Raw genomic sequence first — 23,461 nt, forward strand, 5'->3', positions numbered from 1 at the left:
AGAAGGTAGATTTTATTTGTCAGCGTTTAAAACTCCAAAACATGAGAATAGTTATCTCCATAGCATTTTTTCTTCTTCAATCGCAAATTTCATTTGCACAGGAAGGCGCCATCTACATTGCAGACAATAAGCTTTATGGGAAGTTAAAAAATGGTCTTCCCAAAAAAGATACCATCATTGAGCTAAAAAAAGATGGGGTTTTAGTGGGCAAAGGAGCAGTTGCCGTGAGCAAAAATGGCGTTAGCGATTTAAAAGTTGGCTATTGGAAAGAATACACTGAAAATGGAACTTTAAAAATGCAAGGGAATTACCGTCTGGGCTCCTATGTAAGTTGCTGCATGGGTGGGGCCTGTCGCTCTTTTTATTATTATCGCGCAGGACCCTGGAAAATTTATGATGGCAAGGGCGAACTCAAATACGAACTGACCTTTGAGCCCACCGAGCTACATATTGAAACGACCTGTGAAGGTGGAGACAAACTGTTATTCGGAATAATCAAAGAGATTCCAGTAAAATATTGGAGTGATTTAACAAGCGAAAAGATTTTTGAGCTTCAAAGGCTCAGAACCGAAGACGAGTACGCCATTGGAATATGGACACCACTGAATGGGCGAATCTTTGTGGAGTCAAAAACAAAAAAGCCAAGTATTCGTCAAGAACCTTGACCCAAAAGATCGCAGGCAAAACCCGGATGAACAGAATAAAGTATTACTTGCTATTGATTTTGGTTTTAATGATTGGAATCTTTCTGGTTTTCATTCTTAAGAATGGAACAAAAGAATTCGATAGCAACACTACTGAAATACCTCCACCATCTGACAATGTTGAGAAGACCACGGTAGAATTTGAACGTGGAAAGGAAATTTTCATGGAAGATTGCCGAAAATGCCATGTTGCAAAATACATGAGACATAATTATCTGCATGACATTGTAGAGAAGGTGGGTGTTGAATATTTGAAACTATATATAACAAAACAAGATTCCTTGTTGAACGCCAAAGATGAATATGCTCTTGCTTTAAAAAATGAGTGGGGAAATAACGGAACCGTTCATAAGTTTAAGTACTCCGATGCCGAATTTGAGTTTTTGATTGAATATTTGAAATGAAAACTAAAACAATACGCGCTAGGACGCACAATAACACCACAAAATCTTGGCCGACAACACTTTTATACATTTAATAAAATGAGTGAAATAGTTCAATTAATTGGCACTTATGAAATAGATGGACAAAAGGACGTTCATTTAATCGAATTGGGAATTGAAAAGAATCACCAGAATATTGATGTCGGACAAATTACACAGGCCCAAGAGGGAATTGACAAGATGAATTGGCAGACCCCATGGGATGAGAAATTTCTAAATTTTGATGGAACAATGATTATAGGTGATTGGATGGACACACCTAAGGACACTTCTAACTTCACAAGACTGGCCTTTTTTCTTCATTTTCTAAATTTTGAAAAACCACTGCTAACACAATTCGGAGAAATTGATTTGATAAAACCTGTAATCTTACCAGATAGGTTGCGTTCAATTATTACCTATGAAAAGCCCAATTGAAAATTCTCAATAAACAAAACCCCAACAATCCATTATCTTTAGGATAGAGTCAAGAAGTAAAGGAAATGATTTTTATGAGCATAAATTATATAGCTGCACTATTATTTTCCCTATTCTCAATTTTGTGTAGTTTCGGACAAGACAATCTTGATATAAAAGAAATTTACATCGATAATGGGCTTGTCTACAAAGTCTCAAATAATACAAGATTCACAGGAGTTGCCCAGAAAGTTCGTAAAAATGGTCATGTAGTGTTTGAAGATTTTTATAATGATGGCGTAATACTCCACAGTATCAACTACTTTAATTCTCGGAACAAAGAACCCGCTGCAAAAACCATCTACCACAAAAACTTTGTCCCTAAACAAACAGTAAAGTATTTGTCAAATGAAAAAGGGGCATGGCAAGAGTTGACACATTATGATGAAAATGGACTCAAAATCCTCGAAGAAACCAAACGAGATGGAATAATCACTTATAGTTGCGAATTCCTAAATGGTAAAAAACATGGTAAGGAATATTGCTTCGAGGAGGATGGCACTAAACTAACATTTTACTACCGTAGGGGAAAAAAGATAAAACAATAGCTATTGGAAATTGAACTTAATACCATTCCCCTATAAAATGATATTGACCGAAGAAAATATCGACGACCGCAAAATAGAACAACTGGTTGGTGAATCCATTAAATTGAATTGGAGAAAACCTGAAGCGAAAGGTGGCCCTGGTCTTTTTCTAAAATCCTTTATAAATAAGTCTGGTGGATTCGAAAGTATTCCAATTGACTCTAAATGTAATCTTGAAAAAAGGATAAACGGGCTATTACTGCATACCAATTTTTCAAATAAAATTGCTCTTATCCCAATTCCTAAAGATGATATTCTCGAGATAAAAATTACTCGTGGAAAAGAAGAAATTAACCCTACCCCTTTTTATCCCATGTGGATTTTGATGAAATTAGGGGTTTCAGTTCTAAAAGCAAGGTATTTTGGTTTACGCATGAATCAGTACTCGATAGGACCAATGGAGCTAAACATAACAGCAAGAAATTATGAAATGGACTTTGTAGCCAACGGCTTTTTGTTTGAGCGGCAATTGGATTTTTTGAAAGGTCTGGATTTGGGCGATAAACTGAATGTGATTCTAAAAGGTAAAGGAAAACCACATAAAATCTACTCTGAATAATACAAGGAATAATTGAACCCATGAGGAAAACTTTGTTGACAATCCCAATTTGCATGATTTTCAGCTTTTGCAATACAAAAACTAAGGAAGAGAAATTTTGGGAATGGTTCTCAAAAAATAATCTAACCTATTACAAAGAGGTTGATGGAATTGACACTACTAAACCCCTATTTCAAAAACTCAATTCAGAATTGTCTAAGGTGGACAATGAGCTCACCTGGGAATTTAGCCCTATTATGGACAATGGCATTAGAGAATTAACGATTTCCGCGGACGGAATTGAAGAGTTCTTTCCTGCAGTGGAGAAACTAGTTCAGGCGGCACCAGAAATAACAAATTGGAAAATAAACGCATTTCGTCAAAGAATTCCTGGTGATGATTTGAAGATTAATTATGGTGATTTTTCCGTTTCATACTCCGATATATTCTTCAAGTATGTGGACGAAGGACACAAAATTGGTATTCAGCTTTTTATTAGGGGTTTTGATGGAAATGGACATAAACAAAATGCCATTTATATTCTTTTGGATGGATTAATTGGAGAATACGATACAGTGACTCAAATTGAATGGATTGAGTGGAAAAAATTAGATGAATCAAAAACCGGTCAACTTTTTAAATTTTACGAATTAAGAAATTTGGTTGATCGAAAGAAAGAAGAAACCAAATAGCACTTTACATTCACGCAATTTCTTGATAAGAAATAAAGACTAAATCTTACTATTATTTACCCCCTCAAAACCCCACAAATACTTCGCAAAGCAGCCGCCACATTTTGAATTTCGGCTCGGGCAAAAGCACCTTCCTCTACATAAAATAGCATTTCGACACCCTGATCCAATACTTCAGCTAGTTTACTTGGTGAGCCATAGCCCTCCTTGATCATATTGAACAAGTGTTTTGGCTTTTGACTCTCTTCATTTTCATCCATCGTCATAATTATTTATGACATAAATATAATTAAAAATCAACATAGTCATAACATGTTATGACTTTTTATCAGTTTAATCTATTCAAATTTGCCTTGTACGTAATAATTTATTGTGACGAGGAAAGAGCTTTCCATAAAAATTGGGAATAGAATCAAACAGTTGAGAAATGAGAGAAATATTTCCCAAGCTGAATTAGGACGACTTTGCAATCGCGATAAACAACACATCGAGCTTATCGAAAACCATAAGGTTTCTGCAAACACGTACACACTCTACACTATAGCAACGGCTCTGAACATCGAACTCAAAGAACTGTTTGACTTTTAAGCATTCCCGCAGTACCTTAAGCGGTATGAAGCGTTTAAATTCCAATATCCTATTTGCACTAGCTGTTTTCACCCTGCTTTTGGGCTGCAACCCACAACCCAAAACCCCCGAGCCAAGCGAACCCATCAACAAGACCCAAAAGATTGTCGACCTCTCGCACGATTATTCCAAAGAGACCATTTACTGGGTCACCGCCAAAGAATTTGAGCTCGATACCGTTTTTGAGGGCCAGACCGATAAGGGCTATTACTATTCCGCCTATAATATTGCCACGGCCGAACATGGTGGCACCCATATCGATGCCCCCATCCACTTTTCCGCCGGCAAACAGACCGTTGATGAAATTCCGCTGGAGCGTTTGGTGGGCCCGGCCATCAAAATAGATGTATCGGCCAAGGTCATGGCCAATCCCGATTATTTGGTCAGCGTGCAAGACTTTTTGGATTGGGAGGCCGAACAAAAACAAGAGATTCCCGATGGCAGCATTGTGCTCCTACAAACCGGCTATTCCCAATTTTATCCCGATAAAATGAAGTATATGGGCACCGACCAACGCGGGGACGAAGCCATTAAGTTGATGCACTTTCCGGGGCTAGCACCCGAGGCGGCAGAATGGCTAGTCAACAACCGAAACATCAACGCCATAGGTCTCGATACCCCCAGCATCGATTACGGGCAATCGCAGTATTTTGAAAGCCATGTGGTGTTGCTCTCCCATAATATCCCGGCCTTTGAAAACCTCACCAACCTTGACCAACTTCCCAAAACAGGATTTGAAATTGTGGCCCTGCCCATGAAGATCAAAGGGGGCAGTGGTGCCCCATTGCGTATTATCGCTCTGTTGCAGGAATAAAAAAACACCCAAGCAAAAGCTTGGGTGCCTATAGGGTGACCACGTTAGGAAAGCACTAACTAATCCTCTTTTTCATTAATTGCGGGTCACCGTAATGGAGTTCGACAGCGCGTAAAAGCCCTCAAAATCTGCCACATTCTTACCGGCAGCCAAACCTTGAAGCCCATCTTCGTAGGTCAAATGCCAAATAAGGCACACCCCTACCCCTGCGGGGTCAAAGTCTACGCCCTCAACAGCCTCAATGGTTGGGGGAAGGCCCAAAATAGTATTTTGGTCGTCGGTAATTACAAAGGTCTGCTTGCTTCCAGTAAGTTCGCTATCGTCCAAGCTAATTCCACTCACCATATCAGGATACCCATCAATGGAAAATGTAAATGGACCTCCGGAGAGAACTCCGGCATTCAATCCGTTTCGGGTCACGGTCAGGGAATTCGAAAGGGCGTAAAAGCCTTCCAAATCGGACACATTGTTGCCAGCCTCCAATCCGGTCAAGCCAGGTTCGTAGGTGATATGCCAAATAAGACATACCCCAACACCGGCGGCATCAAAATCAACCCCTTCCACCGCATCGATTGTTGGGGGAAGGCCTAAAATATTGTTCTGGTCATCGGTAATCACCCATCTTTGGGTGCTTCCGGTCAAGTTGGTGGCATCCAAGGTCACCCCGCTCACCATATCGGGGGTTCCATCGACCGTAAACTCATACGGCCCTCCACCGATAACACCGGCATTTAAACCGTTGCGGGTGACGGTCAAGGCGTTGGACAGCGCATAGGCCCCATTAAAATCGGAAACGTTCATTCCAGGTTCCAATCCAGTCAGTCCCGGTTCGTAGGTCAAGTGCCAAATGAGGCATACCCCTACTCCAGCAGCATCAAAATCGACACCTTCCACTGCTTCAATAGTTGGGGGAAGTCCCAAAATATTGTTCACATCATCCGTAATCACAAAAGTTTGATTTGCGCCGTTCAAATTGGTGGCATCCAAGGTAACACCTGAGACCATGTCGGGATTTCCATCCACGATAAATTCATACGGTCCACCAGAAAGTACCCCAGCGTTCAAGCCATTGCGCACCACCACAATAAAGTTGGACAGGTCAAAGTCGCCCACAAAATCGTTGGTGTTCAAACCGGGTTCCAAACCTTGAAGGTCATCTTCGTACACCAAGTGATAAATGTAGCAAGAGCCCGTACCGGCAGCGTCAAAATCAACGCCCTCCACAGCCTCCAAAGTAGGGGGAATTCCCAAAACGTTGTTCATGTCGTCGGTGATGACGTAGGTGCGGTTGCTGCCCACCAAATTGCTGGCATCCAAGCTAATGCCCGATACCATATCGGGTGTGCCATCAACGATAATGCTAAAAGGTCCTCCGGATAGGGTTCCGGCGTTCAAAACAATGGGTTCATCATCCGAATCCCCTTTGCAGGAGACCAGGAAAACCCCAATTGCCAAAAGCAGTAGTAAAGATTTTAAGTTGTTCATTGCGAAGTTTTTTTAATTGTTTCACAAAGAAACTGGCGAGTTATTGCAGAAGTATCACATAAAAATCAATATTCATTATCCATTGATTTTCAGAGTTTTATGATAAAAAGAGTGGAGAATTGTAAAGATTGGCCCAGAAATTAGACTTTTTAAGAGGTGTACCCCACAAATTTGAAACGAAACGGTGAAGGTTTCGTGATACTTTACATCTTATTTCGTCTTATTATGAAAAAAGTTCTGATTGTTGAAGATGATTCCGAGATCATTCATCTGTTGGAAATACATTTAAAGGACCTCGGTTGCCAAGTGCTATCGGAAACGCGAGGCGATGCCGGACTCCGGAAGGCCATCAATGAAAATCCCGATTTGATCATTTTGGATGTGATGCTGCCGGAAATGGACGGTATTGAGGTCTGCCAAAAAATCAGGGCCAACAACATCACCTCTCCCATTATGATGCTTACCGCCCGATCGGAAGAAATTGACAAGGTTTTGGGCTTGGAAGTCGGCGCTGATGACTATTTGACCAAACCCTTTAGCGTTCGCGAGTTTCTTGCCCGGGTAAAGGCCATTTTCCGTAGGCAAAAAATGGGAGACACGGCCAAGGCATTGAACGGCAATCTCAAGTTGATGGAGTTCGATATGCTTTCCATCAATATTGAAATGCGTAAGGTGTTGTTGGATGGAAAAAAGGTGGAACTCTCCCCCAAAGAATTTGAACTTTTGGTTTTATTATCCTCCAACCCCGGAAAAAGCTACGACCGCACCCAACTGTTGAACATGATCTGGGGCTACGACTTTCAAGGCTACGAGCATACCGTGAATTCACATATTAACCGACTGCGCTCTAAAATTGAGCCCGATATGAGCAATCCCAAGTTTATTTTGACCACTTGGGGCGTGGGCTACAAATTCAACGAAGAACTGGCGGAAGCCTAAGCTGACCAACATGAAAAACAACATTCTCTCCGTTCGATTTATCGTAAAACTGGTGCTTTCCTTCTTGGCCATTTTATTGTTGGTGGGAATTGGGTACACCATCACTTCGATATATCTGTCGAACAAATATTTTTACGAAACCACCCAGCGCCTGCATGCCAATTTAGCGCAAGACCTTATTGACGAAAAATTTCAAAACGCCCAACCTTTTGATTCCACAGGGGCGGTGAACAAGGCGCTTTTTGGGGATATCATGCATGATATGATGGCCGTGAACCGGGCCATTGAAGTGTATTTGCTCGATCAAGAAGGAAGGGTGCAATATTCCGTGGTGTTGGACCATGACGCTCCGGAAACCAAAGAAAAACGGGTGGATTTGGCGCCCATTAAAAAGTTTATTGCTGAAGAGGGAGGTAATTATACCTTGGGCGATGACCCCAAAGACCTCAGCAAACGGACGATTTTTTCGGCCGCTGAGTTCAACACAGAGGGTCGGCAGGGTTATGTATACATTATTTTGGCTGGAGAGGACTTTTTGGCCACCCGAAGCGATCTGATGAACAGTTATTGGATGCGATTGGGATTGGGAGGGTCCATCCTCACCTTGATCTTTGCCACCCTATTGGGCATATTGGCCATTTGGTATTTGACCCGAAGTCTGCGGCAGATCATCTATGCGGCAAAACGATTTCAACAGGGTGATCTCCACTATCGTATAGAGAATGCCGAAAAAACCGACCTGTCGAATGTCGCCACCACCTACAATCACATGGCAGATACCATTCTTTCCGATATCGAAAAACTAAAATCGGTAGAGCAACTCCGAAGAGAGCTGATTGCGAACATTTCACATGATCTAAGAACACCACTATCCATTATACAAGGCTATATTGAAACCTTACACATGAAAGATGCAGAACTTTCACCTAAAGAACGCGAGGAGTACTTGAATACCATTTCAAAAAGCAGCGAACGCCTTTCGAAGCTCGTTTCCCAGCTGTTTGAGTACTCCAAACTGGAGGCCAATCAGATTGAGCCGGAAAAAGAACCCTTTTTGATCAGTGAGCTGGCGAACGACATCCACCGCAACTATTCCCTGCTGGCTGAAAAGAAGAACATTGACCTAAAGTTGGCCATGAAGGAGAACATTCCATTGGTTTTTGCGGATATTTCATTGGTGGAACGTGCCATTCAAAACCTAATGGACAATGCCTTGAAATTCACCCCCGAAGGCGGGAAGGTTATTGTAAAAATTGAATCGGAAAATGACAATGTGGAGGTTACCATCCAAGATTCCGGGCCGGGAATCAAACAGGAAAACCAAGCCTTGATCTTTGAGCGCTACCGCCAGACCAAAACAGGGGAACAGAAGGAAGGTTCAGGACTGGGACTTGCCATTGTAAAGAAAATTATGGAGATCCACGACTCAAGAATACGGGTTTTCAGCAAGCCCAATGAAGGTACCGCCTTTAGCTTTAGCTTGCCTGTTTACGCCATGGGCTAAGCCAATAATTGTTATCTTTAAGCAGTAAAAGTTTTTTATGATTCTTACCGATTCTCTTCTGGATTTCTTTCTGGAAACCCGAAAACATTCCGAAGATATTTGCTCACCGCTTGAAACTGAGGATTATGTAGTGCAGCCTGTGGTGGACGTGAGTCCGCCCAAATGGCATTTGGGTCATACTACCTGGTTTTTCGAGGAATTTATCCTGAAACCCCATGCTTCTGATTATACGGAATTCAATGAGGATTTCTCTTTTGTCTTCAACAGTTATTACGAAACTGTGGGCAAACGGGTGGTTCGATCAGACCGTGGGAATCTTTCACGGCCTTCGGTAAAAAAGGTATACGAATACCGAGAGTATGTTACAGAAGGCATCAAAGGCTTTTTTCAGGAATCACAAAGCAAGGAACTGAATGCCTTGTTGGAGATTGGCATCCATCATGAAAAGCAGCATCAAGAATTATTGTTGACCGATATCAAGTTTATTCTGGGGAATAATCCTCTGTTACCGGTTTACTCCAAAGCATTTCAAGACCACCCTGTAGAGACGCACCAACAGGACTGGATTTCCGTGGAAGCGGGCATCTATGAAATTGGACATACCGCGGAGGATTTCTGCTACGACAATGAATTGGGCAGACATAAGGTCTACCTTCAGTCCTACGAAATCTCAAATCGGTTGGTCACCAATGGTGAATATCTTGAGTTTATCAACGATAGTGGCTACGGCCGGTTTGACCTTTGGCATGCCGAGGGTTGGGACTGGGTAAACCAAAATCAAGTCTCTGCCCCCTTATATTGGCATGAAGTGGAAGGTGAATGGTATCACTACACTGCCCAAGGTTTGCAAAAGATAGATTCCAATGCCCCGGTGACCCATATCTCCTATTTTGAGGCTTTTGCTTATGCGCAATGGAAGGGTCTTCGGTTACCCACAGAATTTGAATGGGAAGCGGCTCAAGCTTTTTTCCCTTGGGGCAAACGATGGGAATGGACCGAAAGCGCTTATTTGCCCTACCCCAACTATAAAAAGGCCGATGGTGCCCTGGGCGAATACAACGGAAAATTTATGGTCAACCAAAAGGTGTTGCGCGGTGGTTCGGTGGCCACGCCGGCGAAACACACCCGGCACACCTATAGAAACTTTTTTCACCCCCAATTACGATGGCAGTTTACCGGTATCCGGTTGGCCAAATAACTTCAGCACCCAAACATGCAGAACAAAAATACGCCTGTATTCACCTCAGCCTTTGAGCAAGAGGTCTTTGAAGGTTTAACGACCTTTCCCAAACATTTATCCTCCAAATATTTTTATGATGAGGTGGGGGATAAACTCTTTCAGGACATTATGGCGATGCCCGAGTATTATCTTACCAATTGTGAATTTGATATTCTTGAAAACCATAAAGAGGAAATAGCCAGCTTGTTTGCCCAAAATGGGGACCCTTTTAGTTTGTTTGAACTCGGTGCGGGAGATGGCAAGAAAACCAAGATTTTACTTCAACATCTTGTCGACAAGAGCATTGCCTTCGATTATAGGCCTATCGACATCAGTCAAAACGCCCTGGACCAGTTGGAGGCATCTTTAAAACTAGAAATTCCGCAGGTGAGTATCAATACCTTGCAAGGCACTTATTTTGATACACTTCGTGATATAGGCGAAACCAACGGTAGGCGAAAGGTGATTTTGTTCTTGGGCTCCAACATTGGAAATCTTTTACATCCCCAAGCCGTGGAATTCTTGATAAATATGAGAGATGCCATACATGAAGATGATTTGATTTTCATGGGCCTTGACCAGAAAAAAAATCCCCAGACGATTTTAGATGCCTACAATGACAAAGCTGGTATTACCGAGGCGTTCAATAAAAACATCTTGAGTCGAATCAATAAAGAAATGGGCGGGGATTTCAATCTCGATAATTTTCTGCATTGGGAGGTTTACGACCCAGAAACGGGAACAGCGAAAAGCTATTTGGTCTCCAAAGTGGAGCAAACGGTACATATCGAAAGTTTGGACCTCGAAGTACGACTGAAGCGTTGGGAGACCATCCACACCGAAATCTCACAGAAATACGATGATGAGGTTGTGGAATGGTTAGCTGAAAAATCAGGACTACAAGTGGTCACTTCTTTTTCGGATCCCGAAGAGTATTTTAAAAACTATGTCCTAAAAAAATAGCAATGAAAGCCATTTGGAACAATACGGTAATAGCCGAAAGCAATGATACGGTCGTAATTGAAAACAACCACTACTTTCCTGAAGAAAGTATTAAAAAGGAGTATTTCAAATCAAGTGATACGCACACCACCTGTCCGTGGAAAGGGGTCGCTTCGTACTACTCCATTGAAGTGGATGGGCAAGAAAATACGGATGCAGCTTGGTACTATCCGGAGACCAGTGAACTGGCCAAATCTATTAAAGGCCGTGTGGCTTTTTGGAAAGGGGTCACCATCGAAGAATAAATCTTCAATGGCGACCTCATCGTTTTTACAATTCCAATACCGCGTTCTCAGTTCCAGCGTAATCGTTCCACTGGTAACGGTCTGCAGCTTCATCGTTAATAAAGTTCCCATCAACAATGTATCTGAACTCATAGGAGTTCTCCATGGGAAGGTCGAAGGTTCCTTTGAAGGTACCGTTCTTTAGTTTTTTCAACATACTTCCTTTTGGGTTCCAATTGTTGAAATCTCCAACTACTGCTACTTTTTTAGCTTCTTCCGCAGGCACAGTAAATGTAACTTTACATACTGGCTTGCTTTTTAGGTATTGCTTTTTTATTGCCATGGTCGTAATTCTTTTTAAAATTCAGAGCAAAACAAAATATAAAACCGCTTTCTTACAATAAGTTAATGTCGATTTATCAAATTGATAAAATGCCCCTTACAATTGCATTACTTTGATAAAATAGAGGTTCCAATTTTTCAAAAAAATGATATGGATCATCAAGATCGGAGGATATCCATAATGGTCTTTATCTCATTTTCAGTATTGTAGAAGTGAAAACTTAAGCGAATTCCCTCTCCCCGCTGCACACAAACCACATCATTTTGCTGTAATTTATCAAATAGGCGACCATCACCCTTAATATTAAAGATGGTGCTATGCTCTTCGCGAAGTTGAACAAGCTCATCCAATAGTCCCAATTCCTGAAAGCCCTTTTTTGCCATTAGACCCAACTTTTTGAGCTGTTCTTCAATGTTCTGCATGCCAATTTGCTCTAAAAACTCAAGGGAGAATTTTAGGCTTCCGAAGTTCAATGAATCCAGGTGTCCGGGTTCAAGGCGTTTGCAAAAGGGAATATCATCCCGTTTAGTTATATCCCGGTCGACAGAGTTGTTTCCTATTGATTTCACATCAAAACGCTTCTTAGCCTCATCCTTCACCAAAACAAAGCCATTTCCATAACCCGCCAAAAGCCATTTATAGGCGCTGGCACCCAGCACGTCAATTCCTGAATCCTCAAAGTCAAAGCGCTGCGTACCACAAAACTGTGTGCCATCCGCTATGATCAAAAGGTCTTCAAATTCGGTTTTTAGCTTTTTTAGAAAATCTAAGTCTATTTTAACCCCACTTATCCATTGCACTAAGCTCAAGGCTAACACGTTGAACTTCCCCGATTTTACTTCGTTATAAATGTTTTCTTCAAGCTGAGCATTTATTTCAACATATTCCCTCTTGAAATCCCTGGTTTCAAAGGGCCAGTTCAATGAGGGATAATCATCCTTTAAAAGCAGCACATTTTGATCTTTGGGCAATCCTTCCAAGAGCAGGTTCAATCCCAAACTAAAATTCTGGACCAAGGCCACGTTCTGGGGTACACATTTGAAAAAACGTCCCACTGACTCGCGAACCAAAAACATCTGCTCAAAACTCTTTTCTTTCATCAAACTGCCCCCAATCAAATAATCCAAGTCGTGTTCTTGTCTCCACTCGAGCAAATCTTCATTTAAAAGTCCGGTTGCGGCCGTATTGGCATAGATAGATTGTTTCAGCACTGGAAATTTGTCTCTTATGTCTTGCATTACTAATGTTTTGGGTGCAATTCAATTATATTTGTTGTTAAAGATAGCCATTCAATGTTATCAAGAAAGAAGGAAAAAAGTACAGTTGACCTAGAGCAACATGAACTGCTCGAAAATGCTCAAAAACGAATCAAACAAAAGAAGCGTTTGTTTTCGCATTTTGTCATTTTTTTGATTGGGAGTGTTTTCTTGGTTTTAATCAACAAAATCCTGAAATACGGCGAAGAATACGATTGGTTTATTTGGGCCATTCTTGTTTGGGCTTTTTTGTTCATCCTTCATGCTTTTAATGTTTTTGTGACCCATAAGTTTATGGGACAGGATTGGGAGAGACGACAGCGTGAACTTTTGGTAGAGAAACAGAAGAAACGTATCTCTGAAATACAAAAGGAAATTGAGACCGAGTTCCCTCTTTCTTCCATCAATAAAAAAAAAGAACCTTGAAAGAGTTGATCATTATTGCCGCTGCCGGTGAAAACAATGCACTGGGCATCAACAATGACCTTCCTTGGCATTTACCTGATGATTTTAAGCGATTTAAGATCTTGACCTCGGGCCACAAAATCATTATGGGCCGAAAAACCTTGGAGAGTTTTCCAAAACCCTTGCCCAATAGGGAACATATTGTGGTGACCCGCGATAAAAACTACATCCCAAAATTCCCTTGTACGCTTACTCATTCCTTGGAGGAAGCCATAGCGATTGTAGGGCCCAATGAACGAGCCTTTATTATCGGAGGAGGCGAAATTTATAAACAATCCATGAGTCTGGCCACTGATATTGAGCTAACCCGAATCCACGCTGCATTTAAAGCGGATACTTATTTTCCTAAAATTGATACCGCCCAATGGGAATTGGTCAAAGAAGAGTATCACGGAAAGGATGAGAAACACCAATTCGATTTTACCTATCAAACCTTTCGAAGAAAGGACATTTAAAAATCGAGCTTTGCCACTTCAGTTTGGTTACCCACCAAGTTTTTGAGGACTTCAATATTGCTGTTGGAAAAGAATTTTGACGTCCCCAATGTTTCTGATTTAGTCAAAAGTTGAAGCTTCTCCAACACCGCGTGTGTCTGCCTTGCTACGGCTTCTCCAGAATCAATAATATGAACATTCTTTGGTAGAATTTCAGTCAGCATTGGGATTAAGTAGGGATAATGTGTACAGCCCAACACAAGGCAATCTATTCCCACCTCAAGCATTGGTGCAAGGTATTGGATCAGCAATTTCCGAACTTCGTCAGACGCTTGCTTTCCCTGCTCAATAAGCTCTACCAAACCTTTCCCCTCTTGTTCCATAACAGTAATGCCTTCAGCATACATTTTAGAAGTACTGTGGAACAAAGAGCTGGACAGTGTGCCTTTTGTAGCCAATACCCCCACTTTCTTGGTTTGCGTATGAAGGGCAGCCGGTTTTATGGCTGGTTCGATGCCAATAAATGGCACTTCATAGGTTTTCCGAAGATATTCTATCGCATTGGTAGTAGCTGTGTTGCATGCCACAACAATAATTTTACAATTTTTCTCTAACAGCAGCTCTACATTCTTTATGCTCAATTGTAAGATTTCCTCACTTGGCTTGGCCCCATAAGGGGCATTCTTGCTATCGGCCAAGTAGATGGTATCTTCATATGGCATTTTCTTTCGAATTTCTTTCCAAATGGATGTACCACCAACTCCAGAATCAAAAATACCGACGGGTTTTTGCATACCTAAAAATAGCTAGAATTACAGCAACAAAAAACCGCTCATCCTTTCGGGAGGCGGTTTTCTATAGTATTTTTTTGAGCGTAATTGTTAGAACCCCAGCTCTTGCTTTACTGCAGGCAAAAGGTCTTTCCCTTTGGCCACAATTAGACTCAACCCTGGGCTGGCATCAATTACATATTCGATACCTTCGGAAGCGGCCACTTTCTCAATGGCTGCTTTGGCCTTATCGGAAATAGGTGCAAACAATTCTTGTTGCTTTTTCTGCATTTCTTGTACCGCAGCTTGTTCCGCCTCTTGAATATTTTTTTCAAATCCCTGTAGTTCAACCGCTCTTTTTTGGTTCTCTTCTTCGGATTTTGAGGTAGCCTCGTTTGAGTATTGGGTATATTTATTTTTAAGCTCTGTCATTGAACTTTCTATATCCGCCCGGTAGGTTTCCTGTAATTTTTTAAGTTCGGCCTGAGCTGCCTTCATTTCAGGCATTTCAGAAAGCAATTGCTGCACGTTGATGTGGGCAACCTTACTCTGGGCATTTACAAATCCCGTAGCCGCTACAAACAAAACCAGAGCTACGGCCATCTTCTTTACATTTTTCATGATCTAAGTTACTATTTGAATGTTAATTTTAGTGTTTCAATATCTATTTTTGAATTGAATCCTTTGGTTGTTCTTGCGCCTTTTTGCGATCCTCCAACTTTGCATTTCTTTTTGCCTCGCGTTCCTCCAACAACTTCTTTCTTCTTTCTTCGTAGGCTTTTTTGCGTTCTTCCCTTAACTTCAGCTGTTCCGCTCTTCGATCCTCAGCCGCTTTGGCCTTCGCATCGCGAGATTCCGCAGCTTTTTCTTGTCTTTGTTTCAGGGCTTCGCTGATTTCCTTATCGGCTTCTTCCTCCTCCTCCTTGAACTGATCCAAACGACTTTTTTCTTTTGCTTTTCTATTGGATTTGCTCACCTTTCGGGTTCGAGCTATTTCCCTAAGAACCAAGTCGCTAATGTCATGTCTTTTTTCGGAGTACAACATTACGACATCTGCCGATTTATCGAAAATAAAATCGTATCTTTTATTTCCTCCTATTTTCTGCACCTCATTAAAGACCTGATCTTGGATTGGTTGGATCAATAGTTGCTTTTGAAGCACCAAATCGCCCCTGGGTCCAAAGCGGTCTTGTTGATAATCCAGCATTTCGGCTTCCAAAATCTGAATTTCCTCTTCCCTTTCGGTAATCAATTCATCCGTTAAAAGAACTTTTTCGGCCATCAAGTCTTTTTTCATTTGCTCAATGACACTTTTTTTGAGCTCAATTTCCTGCTTCCACTTTTCAGCTTTGGCGCTCAATTGTTCGCTAGCTTCTCGATATTCCTCCACATTTTCAAGGATATATTCCATATCCACATATCCGATGCGCACACCTCGTTGCGAGAAGCCATACAGGCAGGTCATTAATGCAATAAATGACCATAGAATCTTGCTATTCATGCGAAATCCGCTTTTATAAAGAAAATATCGTGCCAAATTACTAAATAATTTAAAATGAATTACTTAGACATTTTTCCATGCCCGAATTTTCCATTGATTAAAACTGCTGCCCGATGATGAAGTGTGTTTGCCAGCCGCTAGGACCCACTGACCCGGGCCTGGCATCTGTATCGAAGCCGTAACCGAAATCAATTCCCAATAGACCGAATGCCGGCATAAAAATACGTAGCCCCACTCCGGCAGATCTTTTTAATTCAAACGGATTAAAGTCGCTAAAATTGTTGAAGGCGTTTCCTGCCTCCAAAAACGAAAGTGCATAAATGGAAGCCGCTGGTTTAAGCGTGAGGGGATAACGCAGTTCAAGAGAGAACTTGTTATAAATGGTTCCCCCGTCCTGTTCCTGGCGACCTGTAATCGGATTTATGATGAAAGGAGTCAAAGAGCTGTTTTCATAACCCCGTAACTGAATAATGTCCCTACCATCCAAAGTAAAGTTTCCTAGACCGTCTCCCCCAACAAAAAAGCGCTCAAAAGGAACATCGCCAATATCATTATTGTAGCTTCCCAAAAACCCGAACTCGGCATTGGTACGCAGCACCAGTTTGTCTACCAAACGGGTGTACCAATCGCCCCTGAACTTGATCTTGTAGAATTCCAAAAGCTTGAACCGTTCTTCTTCCAATTCTTCCAAATCGTTACTCAGACTCTGAAATTCCTGCTGCTCTGCCAATGAACCCGGTGTTTGCCCTATTTCGAAAAGTCGTTCGGTAATTTCGTCAATTTCGTTGCGTATTGCCTTAAAATCCTTATTTCTGAACAGCGAGTAAGGAGGTGTAAATTTGGCCGTAAACTCAAAATTGGAACCTGTCAGCGGGAATATTCGGCTCGGTCCCTGAGAACTTCTTGATATCCCAAAAGTATAGTTCAGGGAATTTGAGGTTCCGTTTCCAAAATTGAAAAGACCGTTATTGAAATCATTAAAGTCATATAACTGGTAGCTCAAGGCATGGGATACCGTAAAGAAGTCATCAGGCCATTGAACCCTTTTTGCCAAACCAAGTGAAATTCCCGTGATGGAAAATCCACGATCCCTATCTACATCAATTCGGCCCCTATTGTCAAAATTACTGGCAAACTGTTGGGTCCGCGATAATGAAAAGTTAAATCGAACCGGTTTTTTCCCGCCCAACCACGGTTCTGAGAAATTCAGACTATACACCCTAAACGACCGACTTGCCTGAAGACGAAGGGAGAAGGTTTGACCGTCTCCCATTGGGACAGGTTTGTAAGCCTCTCCTTTAAAAATATTCCTGAGTGAAAAATTGTTGAACGAAAGCCCCAAGGTTCCTATAAAGCCACCCCCACCGAAGCCACCTTGCAGTTCAATCTGACTGGATCCTGATTCAACCAAGCTATATTTTATGTCCACGGTCCCTGCATTGGGGTCTGGGTTTTGAATATCCGGCACGATTTGTTCCGCATCAAAAAACCCAAGTTGACCCAATTCCCGAATACTTCGAACGATATTGTCCTTACTGTATCGCTGACCTGGTCGAGTTCGCAATTCCCGGAAAATAACGTGATCATTGGTTTTGTCATTTCCGGCAACGGTAACATGATTGAGGAAAGTTTCTTTTCCTTCGATAATACGAATCTCAAAATCTATGGTATCGTTGACCGCAGAAACCTCAACCGGGTTAATGCTTGAAAATAGATAACCGTTGTTTTGGTAGAGGTTGGTCAAATCTTCCCCATCAGGCTTGGAATCATCGGCAATTCGTTTTTTAAGCAAAACACCATTATATGTAGCCCCTTTTCGAATTCCTAAAACCTGTGCAAGTTGCCTATCGGTGTAAACCGAGTTACCTACAAAGTTGATATCTCCGAAGTAGTATTTATTTCCTTCTTCAACCTTAATTTTAAGGTCGATGTTGTTCTCATTGACCTTAATGAAGGTATCTGAAAGAACCCGGGCATCACGATATCCTCTTTCCGCATAGGTATCAATCAGGTTTGAAAGGTCTTCCTGGTAATCACTTTTAATGTATTTCGATTTCTTCCAAAAACGATAAAGCTTCTTCTTTTTGGTCTTCTTCAATGCTTTGCTCAGCCTACTGTCGGACAGCTGTTCGTTGCCCTCAAAGGTGATACTTCTGATTTTTACCTTATCTCCTTTATTAACGTTGATTACCATATTTTGGGTATTGGTACCCGAGGTATCAGCAGCTGTTGCGATATTAACTTTGGCATTTAAGTAGCCTTGCTTCTTATACTTGTTCTGAAGATAATTTTTTGTGTTGGCGATTAGACTTTCGGTAATTTTCTTGCCTTTCTTTAAATCGGTATCATTGATGATATCATCGATTTTTCTTTTCTTGACTCCGTAAATGGTAACATTTGCCAGCGTGGGACGCTCCAAAATATTCAACTCCAAGAAAATCTTTCCGTCCTCAATTTTGGTGTAGTACATGGAGACGTTGCTAAAAAGCTCTAAACTCCAAAGCTTCTTGATCACAGCACTTATCTGGTCACCGGGAACGGTAATGGATTGACCAACTCTGAGTCCGGTATACGTTTTTACGGTCTGCTCGTTGTAACTTTGAAGACCGGTTACCGACAAACCCCCTAAAATATACGTTTTGCCATCTTCAAATGAAGTTTCCTGGGCAAAGCTGGTATTTAGGCTGAAGAGGAGAAGGAGTAGTGTTAGGTATGGTTTTATAGTATGGAGTTTGTTCTCAATTGAGTTGTTCGCTAGTTTTTCCAAATCGTCGTTCTCTATTTTGGTAACTTAATATTGCTTCTACCAAATGATGCTCACTAAAATCGGGCCAAAATACGTCAATAAAATATAATTCGGCGTATGCAATCTGCCAAAGTAAAAAATTGCTTATTCTATGCTCTCCACTGGTACGAATAAGCAAGTCTACATCCGGCAAAAAATGCGTGTAAAGATGAGTATTTATAACGGCTTCATCAATATTTTCAGGTGAAATTATATTATTTTTAACTTTGAGACTGATGTCCTTAATCACGGTCTTCAACTCTTCGCGAGAACCATAGCTAAGGGCCAATGTCAAGGTCAATCCTGAATTTTTGTTTGTTTTTGAAATCACTTCGGAAAGTTCTTTTTGAGCCTTTGTGGGAAGTGATTCGATATTGCCGATGGCCCTTAATCGAATATTGTTCTTGTTAAGGGTATCCAATTCTTTTCGCAAAGAGGCTACCAGAAGTTTCATTAAAGTTTCGACCTCAATCTTGGGACGATTCCAGTTTTCCGTGGAAAAAGCGTAAAGGGTAAGGAACTCTATTTCGAGTTTAGCACAGTTTTCAACGGTCCTGCGAACCGCATCCACCCCATTCTGATGACCGAATACCCGGAGTTTTCCCCGTTGCTTCGCCCATCTCCCGTTGCCATCCATAATGATGGCCACGTGTTTGGGAAGTCTATCCTTGTTTACATCGGTTAAAGTGTGCATTTCATTCAAAGCAGTCCTGGCAAGGTTTGCGTCCAAAGGTATACGTTAACGTAAGACCTGTAAAGACGTACCAGTCGTCGCTCAAAATGTTTCCAAATCTAAATTGCTCAAAATTGGAACCTTCGGGATTACTTCCATCCAAATTATCCGTGAAGGTATATCTTGCTCCAATCTCAGCACCTAGAATGAGAAAATTGTTCAAGCGGTACTTGGCCCCAACCGTCATTGGAATTGCAAAACTACCTTCTTTTTGGTTAATATCCTGCACTTGTTGTGCATCAAAATAATTGAAGTCGTATCGAAAATAGGTCAAACCCGTATAAAGATAGGGTGTGAAGGCTGGTCCTAACTTATGAAGATTGTACTCAACAAAGTTGAATTCAAGGCCGGCAGAGGCTTCTAAGACCGAATTATCGATAACATACCCTCTTTGCACCCGAGATGCTTTTGAAGATTTGGAATCGTCGGCGGTAAAGCTGCCGTAGATAACACTGGCACGCCAAGCATACCTTTTGCTCTTGTTCCATTTGAATATACCCCCAAAAGCAGGTCCTGAAGGTAGAATGTAATTTGTTCTACCAACATCCCCTATCATATTGGCTCCTCCGGCAAAAACCCCAATTTCATAGGTTTGCGCATTCATTTTGAAGACAATGCACAAAAAAATAGCCAAAACTATTCGCATACGATCAAAAAAGTTATTGTAATTAGGAGTAAAGGAAAGTCAATAAAAATACGGTTTTAAATGTTCTCCCTTGTTAAACAGTTTTTAAACGCTTTTATTGTTTTTTCTTGGTTCAATTACGCTTATCCTCGCCCCAGAGAAGTTTATTGCGAAGTGTTTTCAAAAAGCTTTCCGATTTATACTCTATCATTTTAATGGTGAAGTCTGATTTTCTTATACGGATTTCCGTTCCATTGGGGATACTGGCAATTCTAGAATCCAAGGAAATAAGGTGATTTTCTTCCCTACCGGAAACCTTTAGCCGAATTTCAGTGTCATCTGAAATTACTAAAGGGCGTGCGTTAAGATTATGTGGTGCAATTGGGGTAAGCACTAGTGACTTTGCAGTTGGTGCGATTACCGGTCCACCACAGCTCAGCGAATAGCCTGTTGAGCCGGTCGGCGTGGCAACGATCAGTCCATCGGCCCAGTATGAGGTGAGATACTCCTCATTCAAATAGGTCTCCACGGTAATCATGGAGGTAGTATCCTTTCGACTCACAGTGATTTCATTTAAGGCAAAGTTTAGGCCGTTAAATTCATCCAAACCCGAAGTGGAGACAACTTCGACCAAGCTTCTTTCCTGAATCTTATAGGATTCCTTCAAAAATTCAGTCACCACCTTCCGGACATCTTCTTTTTTAAACGTTGACAAAAATCCGAGTCTTCCGGTATTGACCCCCACAATGGGAATCCCTAAATCCTCTATATAGGTCACAGCTCTCAACATAGTGCCATCACCGCCAAAACTGACAAGCATGTCATACGATTTGTCCAAGCCGGAAGATTGCGTAAATTTTTGGTAATCGTCAGATATTCCGAATTCGTAGAGAAGTTGAAAAAATTGTTCCTCAATACAGACCGTCGCTCCTATTTTGACAAGTTCATCCAACAACTCGTTTACGCAAGCCGTGTCCTGCTCGAGCAAGGTTTGACCGTAAATTGCCACTTTCATACTAAACGTTGAGGTATTTTTCGAGGTATTCCGAACGTTGCTTTAGATCCTCCAAAAACTGGTCGTCCCCGTTTCCAAAAACAACGTTGTAATTATATCGTCTAAAGGTCTGAGCCACCTCATTAAGGTTTAAGGTGCCTACTTTTAGGGTAATTTGAACCACATCATTTTGGGAATCAGAAATAAAGGCACCAAGCAATCGGGCGTTGTTACCTTCCACAATCTGGGCAATTTCGCTAAAGGAATAATCTTTTATGCCTACAGAAACCACCAAAATTCCACCAGGCTCCTTAAAAAAAGGAGTGTCAATAAAACGTGCTACCACGTCACCCAGGTCATAATAGCCAATAATAAGTTTGTTTTCATCCAAAACCGGTAGAATATTGGCTTCGTTTCTGGCAAACATCTCCAAAACATCCATCCAAGCCGTCTCTTTGGTTACTGAGAAGGTCTCCATGTCATATCTGAAATCCTCAATTTTTTTGTCTGGCTCAAAACAAGGAAGGTCGTTTTCTGAAAGTACCCCCAAATATTCACCATTTTCCGTAACACCTACATGGGAAAAAGTGGTTTCCTCAAAAAAGAGAATCACTTTTTCCAGGGTTTCAGAAACCTCAAAAACAGGTACCGAAGAGATTATTTGATCTTGAATCTGCATAACTAAACTCTTAAACGCAAAATACTAATTTTAAATCGCAAAAGGCGTGCCTAATTCTTAATTTTGCTGGTCTAAAATAAATCCATGACAAAGCTAAGCGTAAATATCAACAAGCTGGCAACTTTACGAAATTCAAGAGGGGGAAACGTTCCCGATCTTATTCAATCTGCAAAAGACATCGAGTCCTTTGGTGCCCAAGGCATTACCATTCATCCAAGGCCCGATGAACGACATATTCGCTACCAAGATGCCCTGGATTTGAAGCAAGTGGTACAAACCGAGTTTAATATTGAGGGTAATCCTATTCCCAAATTTGTCGATTTGGTCTTACAAGTTAAACCAACACAGGTAACTTTGGTCCCCGATGCGGAGGATGCCATTACTTCCAATGCAGGTTGGGACACCCTAAAACACAAGGATTTTTTAGTAGATGTTATCGAAACATTTAAATCAGAAGGTATACGTACCTCGATTTTTGTAGATCCATCTCAGGAAATGGTTGAAGGAGCCGCAATGGTAGGGACGGACCGAATAGAATTGTACACAGAAAACTTCGCCAAGGAGTTTGCTCAGGGTAACCAAAGCAATGCAATACAGCCCTATTTTGAAGCCGCACTCGTAGCGCAAAAAGTGGGGTTAGGAATCAATGCGGGCCACGACTTAAATCTGGACAACGTGAAATTTTTCAAGGAGAATATTCCCAATCTTTTAGAAGTGTCCATAGGGCACGCTTTGATCTGCGAATCCATCTATTTGGGTCTTGAAAATGTTGTCAATATGTATTTACATCGTTTAAAATAATGGAATTACTACATTCAAAAATACTTGGCGAAGGAGAACCCTTGCTTATTTTACATGGATTTCTGGGTATGTCCGATAACTGGAAATCCTTGGGGAAGCAGTATGCAGATGCTGGGTTTCAGGTGCACCTTATCGACCAACGTAATCATGGGAGGAGTTTTCACTCCCCAGACTTTGACTACGAACTTATGGGTGAGGACCTATTGTTTTACATGGATCATTATCAAATCGGCGAGGGCAACCTTATTGGTCATTCCATGGGTGGAAAAACGGCCATGCAGTTTGCGACATCAAATTATGAACGTCTGGACAAGTTAGTTGTGGCGGATATCTCTCCAAAATATTATCCTGCCCACCATCAACCCATCATCAATGCGTTGACCCAATTGGATTTTGAATCCATCTCCAGCAGAAAAGAAGCCGATGAACAACTTGCCAAACATTTATCAGACTTTGGAATTCGACAGTTTTTGTTAAAAAACCTTCATTGGGTAGAAACAGAAAAACTGGGGCTTCGTTTTAATTTGGATGTGTTGCGAAACAAAATGGAGGAAGTTGGGGATAACATTGATCCCCATGCAACCTTCAAGGGACCCACTCTATTTCTGCGTGGTGACCGTTCGGAATACATAGTGCCCAATGACTTTGGTGACATTAAAAAACATTTCCCTCAAGCTGCCATTGAGACCATTGAAAATGCCGGTCATTGGTTGCACGCAGAGAACCCAAAGCAATTCTTCGAAAAATCAGTCGATTTTTTAAATTCCTAAAAAATAACACCTTTTATTATGCATGCATAATTTTTTTGACCAATTAATTGTCTGTATAACAAATTTCGCCT

At 41.4% G+C, this 23,461-nt stretch carries 29 protein-coding genes; 17 read left to right on the forward strand and 12 right to left on the reverse strand.

Features of this window, described 5'->3' with window-relative positions:
* The first annotated feature begins 41 nt into the window (after positions 1-41).
* The 6 genes from EW142_RS09635 to EW142_RS09660 all read left to right on the forward strand — a co-directional run bounded on the left by EW142_RS09635 (position 42) and on the right by EW142_RS09660 (position 3,420).
* Positions 42-665, forward strand: coding sequence for a toxin-antitoxin system YwqK family antitoxin (locus EW142_RS09635; RefSeq protein ID WP_130613287.1), 624 nt, complete (start codon positions 42-44; stop codon positions 663-665).
* A gap of 26 nt (positions 666-691) precedes the next feature.
* On the forward strand, positions 692-1,108 hold the full coding sequence (locus tag EW142_RS09640; RefSeq protein ID WP_130613290.1) for a c-type cytochrome: 417 nt from the start codon (positions 692-694) through the stop codon (positions 1,106-1,108).
* A 78-nt stretch (positions 1,109-1,186) separates the two neighbouring features.
* On the forward strand, positions 1,187-1,564 hold the full coding sequence (locus EW142_RS09645; RefSeq protein ID WP_130613292.1) for a hypothetical protein: 378 nt from the start codon (positions 1,187-1,189) through the stop codon (positions 1,562-1,564).
* 74 nt (positions 1,565-1,638) lie between these two features.
* Entirely contained in the window at positions 1,639-2,151 is a 513-nt protein-coding gene (locus EW142_RS09650; protein ID WP_130613296.1) for a toxin-antitoxin system YwqK family antitoxin, read from the forward strand.
* A 37-nt stretch (positions 2,152-2,188) separates the two neighbouring features.
* Complete coding sequence (locus EW142_RS09655) at positions 2,189-2,749, forward strand: hypothetical protein (protein ID WP_130613298.1); 561 nt, start codon at positions 2,189-2,191, stop codon at positions 2,747-2,749.
* Positions 2,750-2,802: 53 nt separating this feature from the next.
* Complete coding sequence (locus EW142_RS09660) at positions 2,803-3,420, forward strand: hypothetical protein (RefSeq protein WP_130613301.1); 618 nt, start codon at positions 2,803-2,805, stop codon at positions 3,418-3,420.
* Between the two features lie 56 nt (positions 3,421-3,476).
* Here EW142_RS09660 and EW142_RS09665 read toward each other — a convergent pair whose 3' ends face one another.
* Positions 3,477-3,680, reverse strand: coding sequence for a hypothetical protein (locus EW142_RS09665; RefSeq protein WP_130613303.1), 204 nt, complete (start codon positions 3,678-3,680; stop codon positions 3,477-3,479).
* A 112-nt stretch (positions 3,681-3,792) separates the two neighbouring features.
* Between EW142_RS09665 and EW142_RS09670 the strand changes: the two genes are divergently transcribed.
* Both EW142_RS09670 and EW142_RS09675 read left to right on the forward strand, forming a co-directional pair.
* Entirely contained in the window at positions 3,793-4,008 is a 216-nt protein-coding gene (locus EW142_RS09670; protein ID WP_165395251.1) for a helix-turn-helix domain-containing protein, read from the forward strand.
* Between the two features lie 25 nt (positions 4,009-4,033).
* Positions 4,034-4,861 carry a cyclase family protein gene (locus tag EW142_RS09675; RefSeq protein WP_130613307.1) on the forward strand — a complete coding sequence of 276 codons (828 nt, stop codon included), beginning with the start codon at positions 4,034-4,036 and terminating at the stop codon, positions 4,859-4,861.
* A gap of 75 nt (positions 4,862-4,936) precedes the next feature.
* On the opposite strand, the gene EW142_RS09680 is transcribed toward EW142_RS09675, so the two are convergent.
* Positions 4,937-6,346 carry a hypothetical protein gene (locus tag EW142_RS09680; protein WP_130613310.1) on the reverse strand — a complete coding sequence of 470 codons (1,410 nt, stop codon included), beginning with the start codon at positions 6,344-6,346 and terminating at the stop codon, positions 4,937-4,939.
* 225 nt (positions 6,347-6,571) lie between these two features.
* On the opposite strand from EW142_RS09680, the gene EW142_RS09685 reads away from it, so the two are divergent.
* Genes EW142_RS09685 through EW142_RS09705 form a run of 5 tightly spaced genes read left to right on the forward strand, consistent with a single transcriptional unit; the run spans position 6,572 to position 11,255 of the window.
* Positions 6,572-7,285, forward strand: a complete 714-nt coding sequence (locus EW142_RS09685) for a response regulator transcription factor (protein WP_130613313.1) — start codon at positions 6,572-6,574, stop codon at positions 7,283-7,285.
* Positions 7,286-7,295: 10 nt separating this feature from the next.
* On the forward strand, positions 7,296-8,789 hold the full coding sequence (locus EW142_RS09690) for a sensor histidine kinase (RefSeq protein ID WP_130613316.1): 1,494 nt from the start codon (positions 7,296-7,298) through the stop codon (positions 8,787-8,789).
* A 37-nt stretch (positions 8,790-8,826) separates the two neighbouring features.
* Positions 8,827-9,987: an ergothioneine biosynthesis protein EgtB gene (gene egtB / locus EW142_RS09695; protein WP_130613319.1), complete on the forward strand. Its 1,161-nt coding sequence runs from the start codon at positions 8,827-8,829 to the stop codon at positions 9,985-9,987.
* A 15-nt stretch (positions 9,988-10,002) separates the two neighbouring features.
* A complete protein-coding gene (gene egtD / locus EW142_RS09700) occupies positions 10,003-10,971 on the forward strand; it encodes an L-histidine N(alpha)-methyltransferase (RefSeq protein WP_130613321.1) in 969 nt (322 codons plus the stop codon).
* A 2-nt stretch (positions 10,972-10,973) separates the two neighbouring features.
* On the forward strand, positions 10,974-11,255 hold the full coding sequence (locus tag EW142_RS09705; protein WP_130613324.1) for a DUF427 domain-containing protein: 282 nt from the start codon (positions 10,974-10,976) through the stop codon (positions 11,253-11,255).
* 25 nt (positions 11,256-11,280) lie between these two features.
* Here the strand turns inward: EW142_RS09705 and EW142_RS09710 are convergent, their stop codons facing one another.
* A complete protein-coding gene (locus tag EW142_RS09710; protein ID WP_130613327.1) occupies positions 11,281-11,577 on the reverse strand; it encodes an isoamylase early set domain-containing protein in 297 nt (98 codons plus the stop codon).
* 158 nt (positions 11,578-11,735) lie between these two features.
* Entirely contained in the window at positions 11,736-12,815 is a 1,080-nt protein-coding gene (locus tag EW142_RS09715) for an aminotransferase class V-fold PLP-dependent enzyme (RefSeq protein WP_130613330.1), read from the reverse strand.
* A gap of 54 nt (positions 12,816-12,869) precedes the next feature.
* Here EW142_RS09715 and EW142_RS09720 point away from each other — a divergent pair, with 54 nt between their 5' ends.
* Both EW142_RS09720 and EW142_RS09725 read left to right on the forward strand, forming a co-directional pair.
* On the forward strand, positions 12,870-13,259 hold the full coding sequence (locus EW142_RS09720; RefSeq protein ID WP_130613333.1) for a 2TM domain-containing protein: 390 nt from the start codon (positions 12,870-12,872) through the stop codon (positions 13,257-13,259).
* Positions 13,256-13,753 carry a dihydrofolate reductase gene (locus EW142_RS09725; RefSeq protein WP_130613336.1) on the forward strand — a complete coding sequence of 166 codons (498 nt, stop codon included), beginning with the start codon at positions 13,256-13,258 and terminating at the stop codon, positions 13,751-13,753. Before EW142_RS09720 ends, EW142_RS09725 begins: the two co-directional genes overlap by 4 nt.
* On the opposite strand, the gene murI is transcribed toward EW142_RS09725, so the two are convergent.
* The 8 genes from murI to EW142_RS09765 form a co-directional block, all read right to left on the reverse strand.
* Positions 13,750-14,526: a glutamate racemase gene (gene murI, locus EW142_RS09730; protein WP_130613339.1), complete on the reverse strand. Its 777-nt coding sequence runs from the start codon at positions 14,524-14,526 to the stop codon at positions 13,750-13,752. The two genes, EW142_RS09725 and murI, sit on opposite strands and share 4 nt — an antisense overlap.
* A gap of 87 nt (positions 14,527-14,613) precedes the next feature.
* Positions 14,614-15,123 (reverse strand): OmpH/Skp family outer membrane protein, encoded by a 510-nt coding sequence (locus EW142_RS09735; protein WP_130613342.1) that lies wholly within the window; start codon positions 15,121-15,123, stop codon positions 14,614-14,616.
* Positions 15,124-15,166: 43 nt separating this feature from the next.
* Positions 15,167-16,003: an OmpH/Skp family outer membrane protein gene (locus EW142_RS09740; RefSeq protein ID WP_130613345.1), complete on the reverse strand. Its 837-nt coding sequence runs from the start codon at positions 16,001-16,003 to the stop codon at positions 15,167-15,169.
* A 97-nt stretch (positions 16,004-16,100) separates the two neighbouring features.
* Entirely contained in the window at positions 16,101-18,770 is a 2,670-nt protein-coding gene (locus EW142_RS09745; RefSeq protein WP_130613348.1) for a BamA/OMP85 family outer membrane protein, read from the reverse strand.
* Positions 18,742-19,482: an isoprenyl transferase gene (locus EW142_RS09750; RefSeq protein ID WP_130615654.1), complete on the reverse strand. Its 741-nt coding sequence runs from the start codon at positions 19,480-19,482 to the stop codon at positions 18,742-18,744. The genes EW142_RS09745 and EW142_RS09750 overlap by 29 nt, the downstream gene beginning before the upstream one ends.
* Before the next feature lies 1 nt (position 19,483).
* Positions 19,484-20,167 (reverse strand): type IX secretion system protein PorG, encoded by a 684-nt coding sequence (gene porG / locus EW142_RS09755; RefSeq protein ID WP_130613350.1) that lies wholly within the window; start codon positions 20,165-20,167, stop codon positions 19,484-19,486.
* A gap of 112 nt (positions 20,168-20,279) precedes the next feature.
* The gene (locus EW142_RS09760) at positions 20,280-21,161 is read right to left on the reverse strand and encodes an NAD kinase (RefSeq protein WP_130613353.1); all 882 of its coding nucleotides are present in this window, start codon (positions 21,159-21,161) and stop codon (positions 20,280-20,282) included.
* A 1-nt stretch (position 21,162) separates the two neighbouring features.
* The gene (locus tag EW142_RS09765; RefSeq protein WP_130613356.1) at positions 21,163-21,819 is read right to left on the reverse strand and encodes a CBS domain-containing protein; all 657 of its coding nucleotides are present in this window, start codon (positions 21,817-21,819) and stop codon (positions 21,163-21,165) included.
* An 84-nt stretch (positions 21,820-21,903) separates the two neighbouring features.
* Here EW142_RS09765 and EW142_RS09770 point away from each other — a divergent pair, with 84 nt between their 5' ends.
* Together EW142_RS09770 and EW142_RS09775 are read left to right on the forward strand one after the other, a co-directional pair.
* A complete protein-coding gene (locus EW142_RS09770) occupies positions 21,904-22,620 on the forward strand; it encodes a pyridoxine 5'-phosphate synthase (RefSeq protein WP_130613358.1) in 717 nt (238 codons plus the stop codon).
* Entirely contained in the window at positions 22,620-23,390 is a 771-nt protein-coding gene (locus tag EW142_RS09775) for an alpha/beta fold hydrolase (protein WP_130613361.1), read from the forward strand. Before EW142_RS09770 ends, EW142_RS09775 begins: the two co-directional genes overlap by 1 nt.
* Positions 23,391-23,461 lie beyond the last annotated feature (71 nt).

The sequence above is a fragment of the Flagellimonas allohymeniacidonis genome (genome assembly GCF_004296335.1).
Classification (GTDB): domain Bacteria; phylum Bacteroidota; class Bacteroidia; order Flavobacteriales; family Flavobacteriaceae; genus Flagellimonas; species Flagellimonas allohymeniacidonis.

Coding starts and splice junctions, on each gene's coding strand:
- EW142_RS09770 (WP_130613358.1), top strand. CDS start 21,904: ATGACAAAGCTAAGCGTAAATATCAACAAGCTGGCAACTTTACGAAAT.
- murI (WP_130613339.1), bottom strand. CDS start 14,526: ATGCAAAAACCCGTCGGTATTTTTGATTCTGGAGTTGGTGGTACATCC.
- EW142_RS09675 (WP_130613307.1), top strand. CDS start 4,034: ATGAAGCGTTTAAATTCCAATATCCTATTTGCACTAGCTGTTTTCACC.
- EW142_RS09690 (WP_130613316.1), top strand. CDS start 7,296: ATGAAAAACAACATTCTCTCCGTTCGATTTATCGTAAAACTGGTGCTT.
- EW142_RS09645 (WP_130613292.1), top strand. CDS start 1,187: ATGAGTGAAATAGTTCAATTAATTGGCACTTATGAAATAGATGGACAA.
- EW142_RS09740 (WP_130613345.1), bottom strand. CDS start 16,003: ATGAATAGCAAGATTCTATGGTCATTTATTGCATTAATGACCTGCCTG.
- EW142_RS09635 (WP_130613287.1), top strand. CDS start 42: ATGAGAATAGTTATCTCCATAGCATTTTTTCTTCTTCAATCGCAAATT.
- EW142_RS09775 (WP_130613361.1), top strand. CDS start 22,620: ATGGAATTACTACATTCAAAAATACTTGGCGAAGGAGAACCCTTGCTT.
- egtD (WP_130613321.1), top strand. CDS start 10,003: ATGCAGAACAAAAATACGCCTGTATTCACCTCAGCCTTTGAGCAAGAG.
- EW142_RS09640 (WP_130613290.1), top strand. CDS start 692: ATGAACAGAATAAAGTATTACTTGCTATTGATTTTGGTTTTAATGATT.
- EW142_RS09705 (WP_130613324.1), top strand. CDS start 10,974: ATGAAAGCCATTTGGAACAATACGGTAATAGCCGAAAGCAATGATACG.
- EW142_RS09655 (WP_130613298.1), top strand. CDS start 2,189: ATGATATTGACCGAAGAAAATATCGACGACCGCAAAATAGAACAACTG.
- EW142_RS09765 (WP_130613356.1), bottom strand. CDS start 21,819: ATGCAGATTCAAGATCAAATAATCTCTTCGGTACCTGTTTTTGAGGTT.
- EW142_RS09660 (WP_130613301.1), top strand. CDS start 2,803: ATGATTTTCAGCTTTTGCAATACAAAAACTAAGGAAGAGAAATTTTGG.
- porG (WP_130613350.1), bottom strand. CDS start 20,167: ATGCGAATAGTTTTGGCTATTTTTTTGTGCATTGTCTTCAAAATGAAT.
- EW142_RS09680 (WP_130613310.1), bottom strand. CDS start 6,346: ATGAACAACTTAAAATCTTTACTACTGCTTTTGGCAATTGGGGTTTTC.
- EW142_RS09715 (WP_130613330.1), bottom strand. CDS start 12,815: ATGCAAGACATAAGAGACAAATTTCCAGTGCTGAAACAATCTATCTAT.
- EW142_RS09750 (WP_130615654.1), bottom strand. CDS start 19,482: ATGCACACTTTAACCGATGTAAACAAGGATAGACTTCCCAAACACGTG.
- egtB (WP_130613319.1), top strand. CDS start 8,827: ATGATTCTTACCGATTCTCTTCTGGATTTCTTTCTGGAAACCCGAAAA.
- EW142_RS09685 (WP_130613313.1), top strand. CDS start 6,572: ATGAAAAAAGTTCTGATTGTTGAAGATGATTCCGAGATCATTCATCTG.
- EW142_RS09665 (WP_130613303.1), bottom strand. CDS start 3,680: ATGGATGAAAATGAAGAGAGTCAAAAGCCAAAACACTTGTTCAATATG.
- EW142_RS09650 (WP_130613296.1), top strand. CDS start 1,639: ATGAGCATAAATTATATAGCTGCACTATTATTTTCCCTATTCTCAATT.
- EW142_RS09710 (WP_130613327.1), bottom strand. CDS start 11,577: ATGGCAATAAAAAAGCAATACCTAAAAAGCAAGCCAGTATGTAAAGTT.
- EW142_RS09735 (WP_130613342.1), bottom strand. CDS start 15,123: ATGAAAAATGTAAAGAAGATGGCCGTAGCTCTGGTTTTGTTTGTAGCG.
- EW142_RS09720 (WP_130613333.1), top strand. CDS start 12,870: ATGTTATCAAGAAAGAAGGAAAAAAGTACAGTTGACCTAGAGCAACAT.
- EW142_RS09760 (WP_130613353.1), bottom strand. CDS start 21,161: ATGAAAGTGGCAATTTACGGTCAAACCTTGCTCGAGCAGGACACGGCT.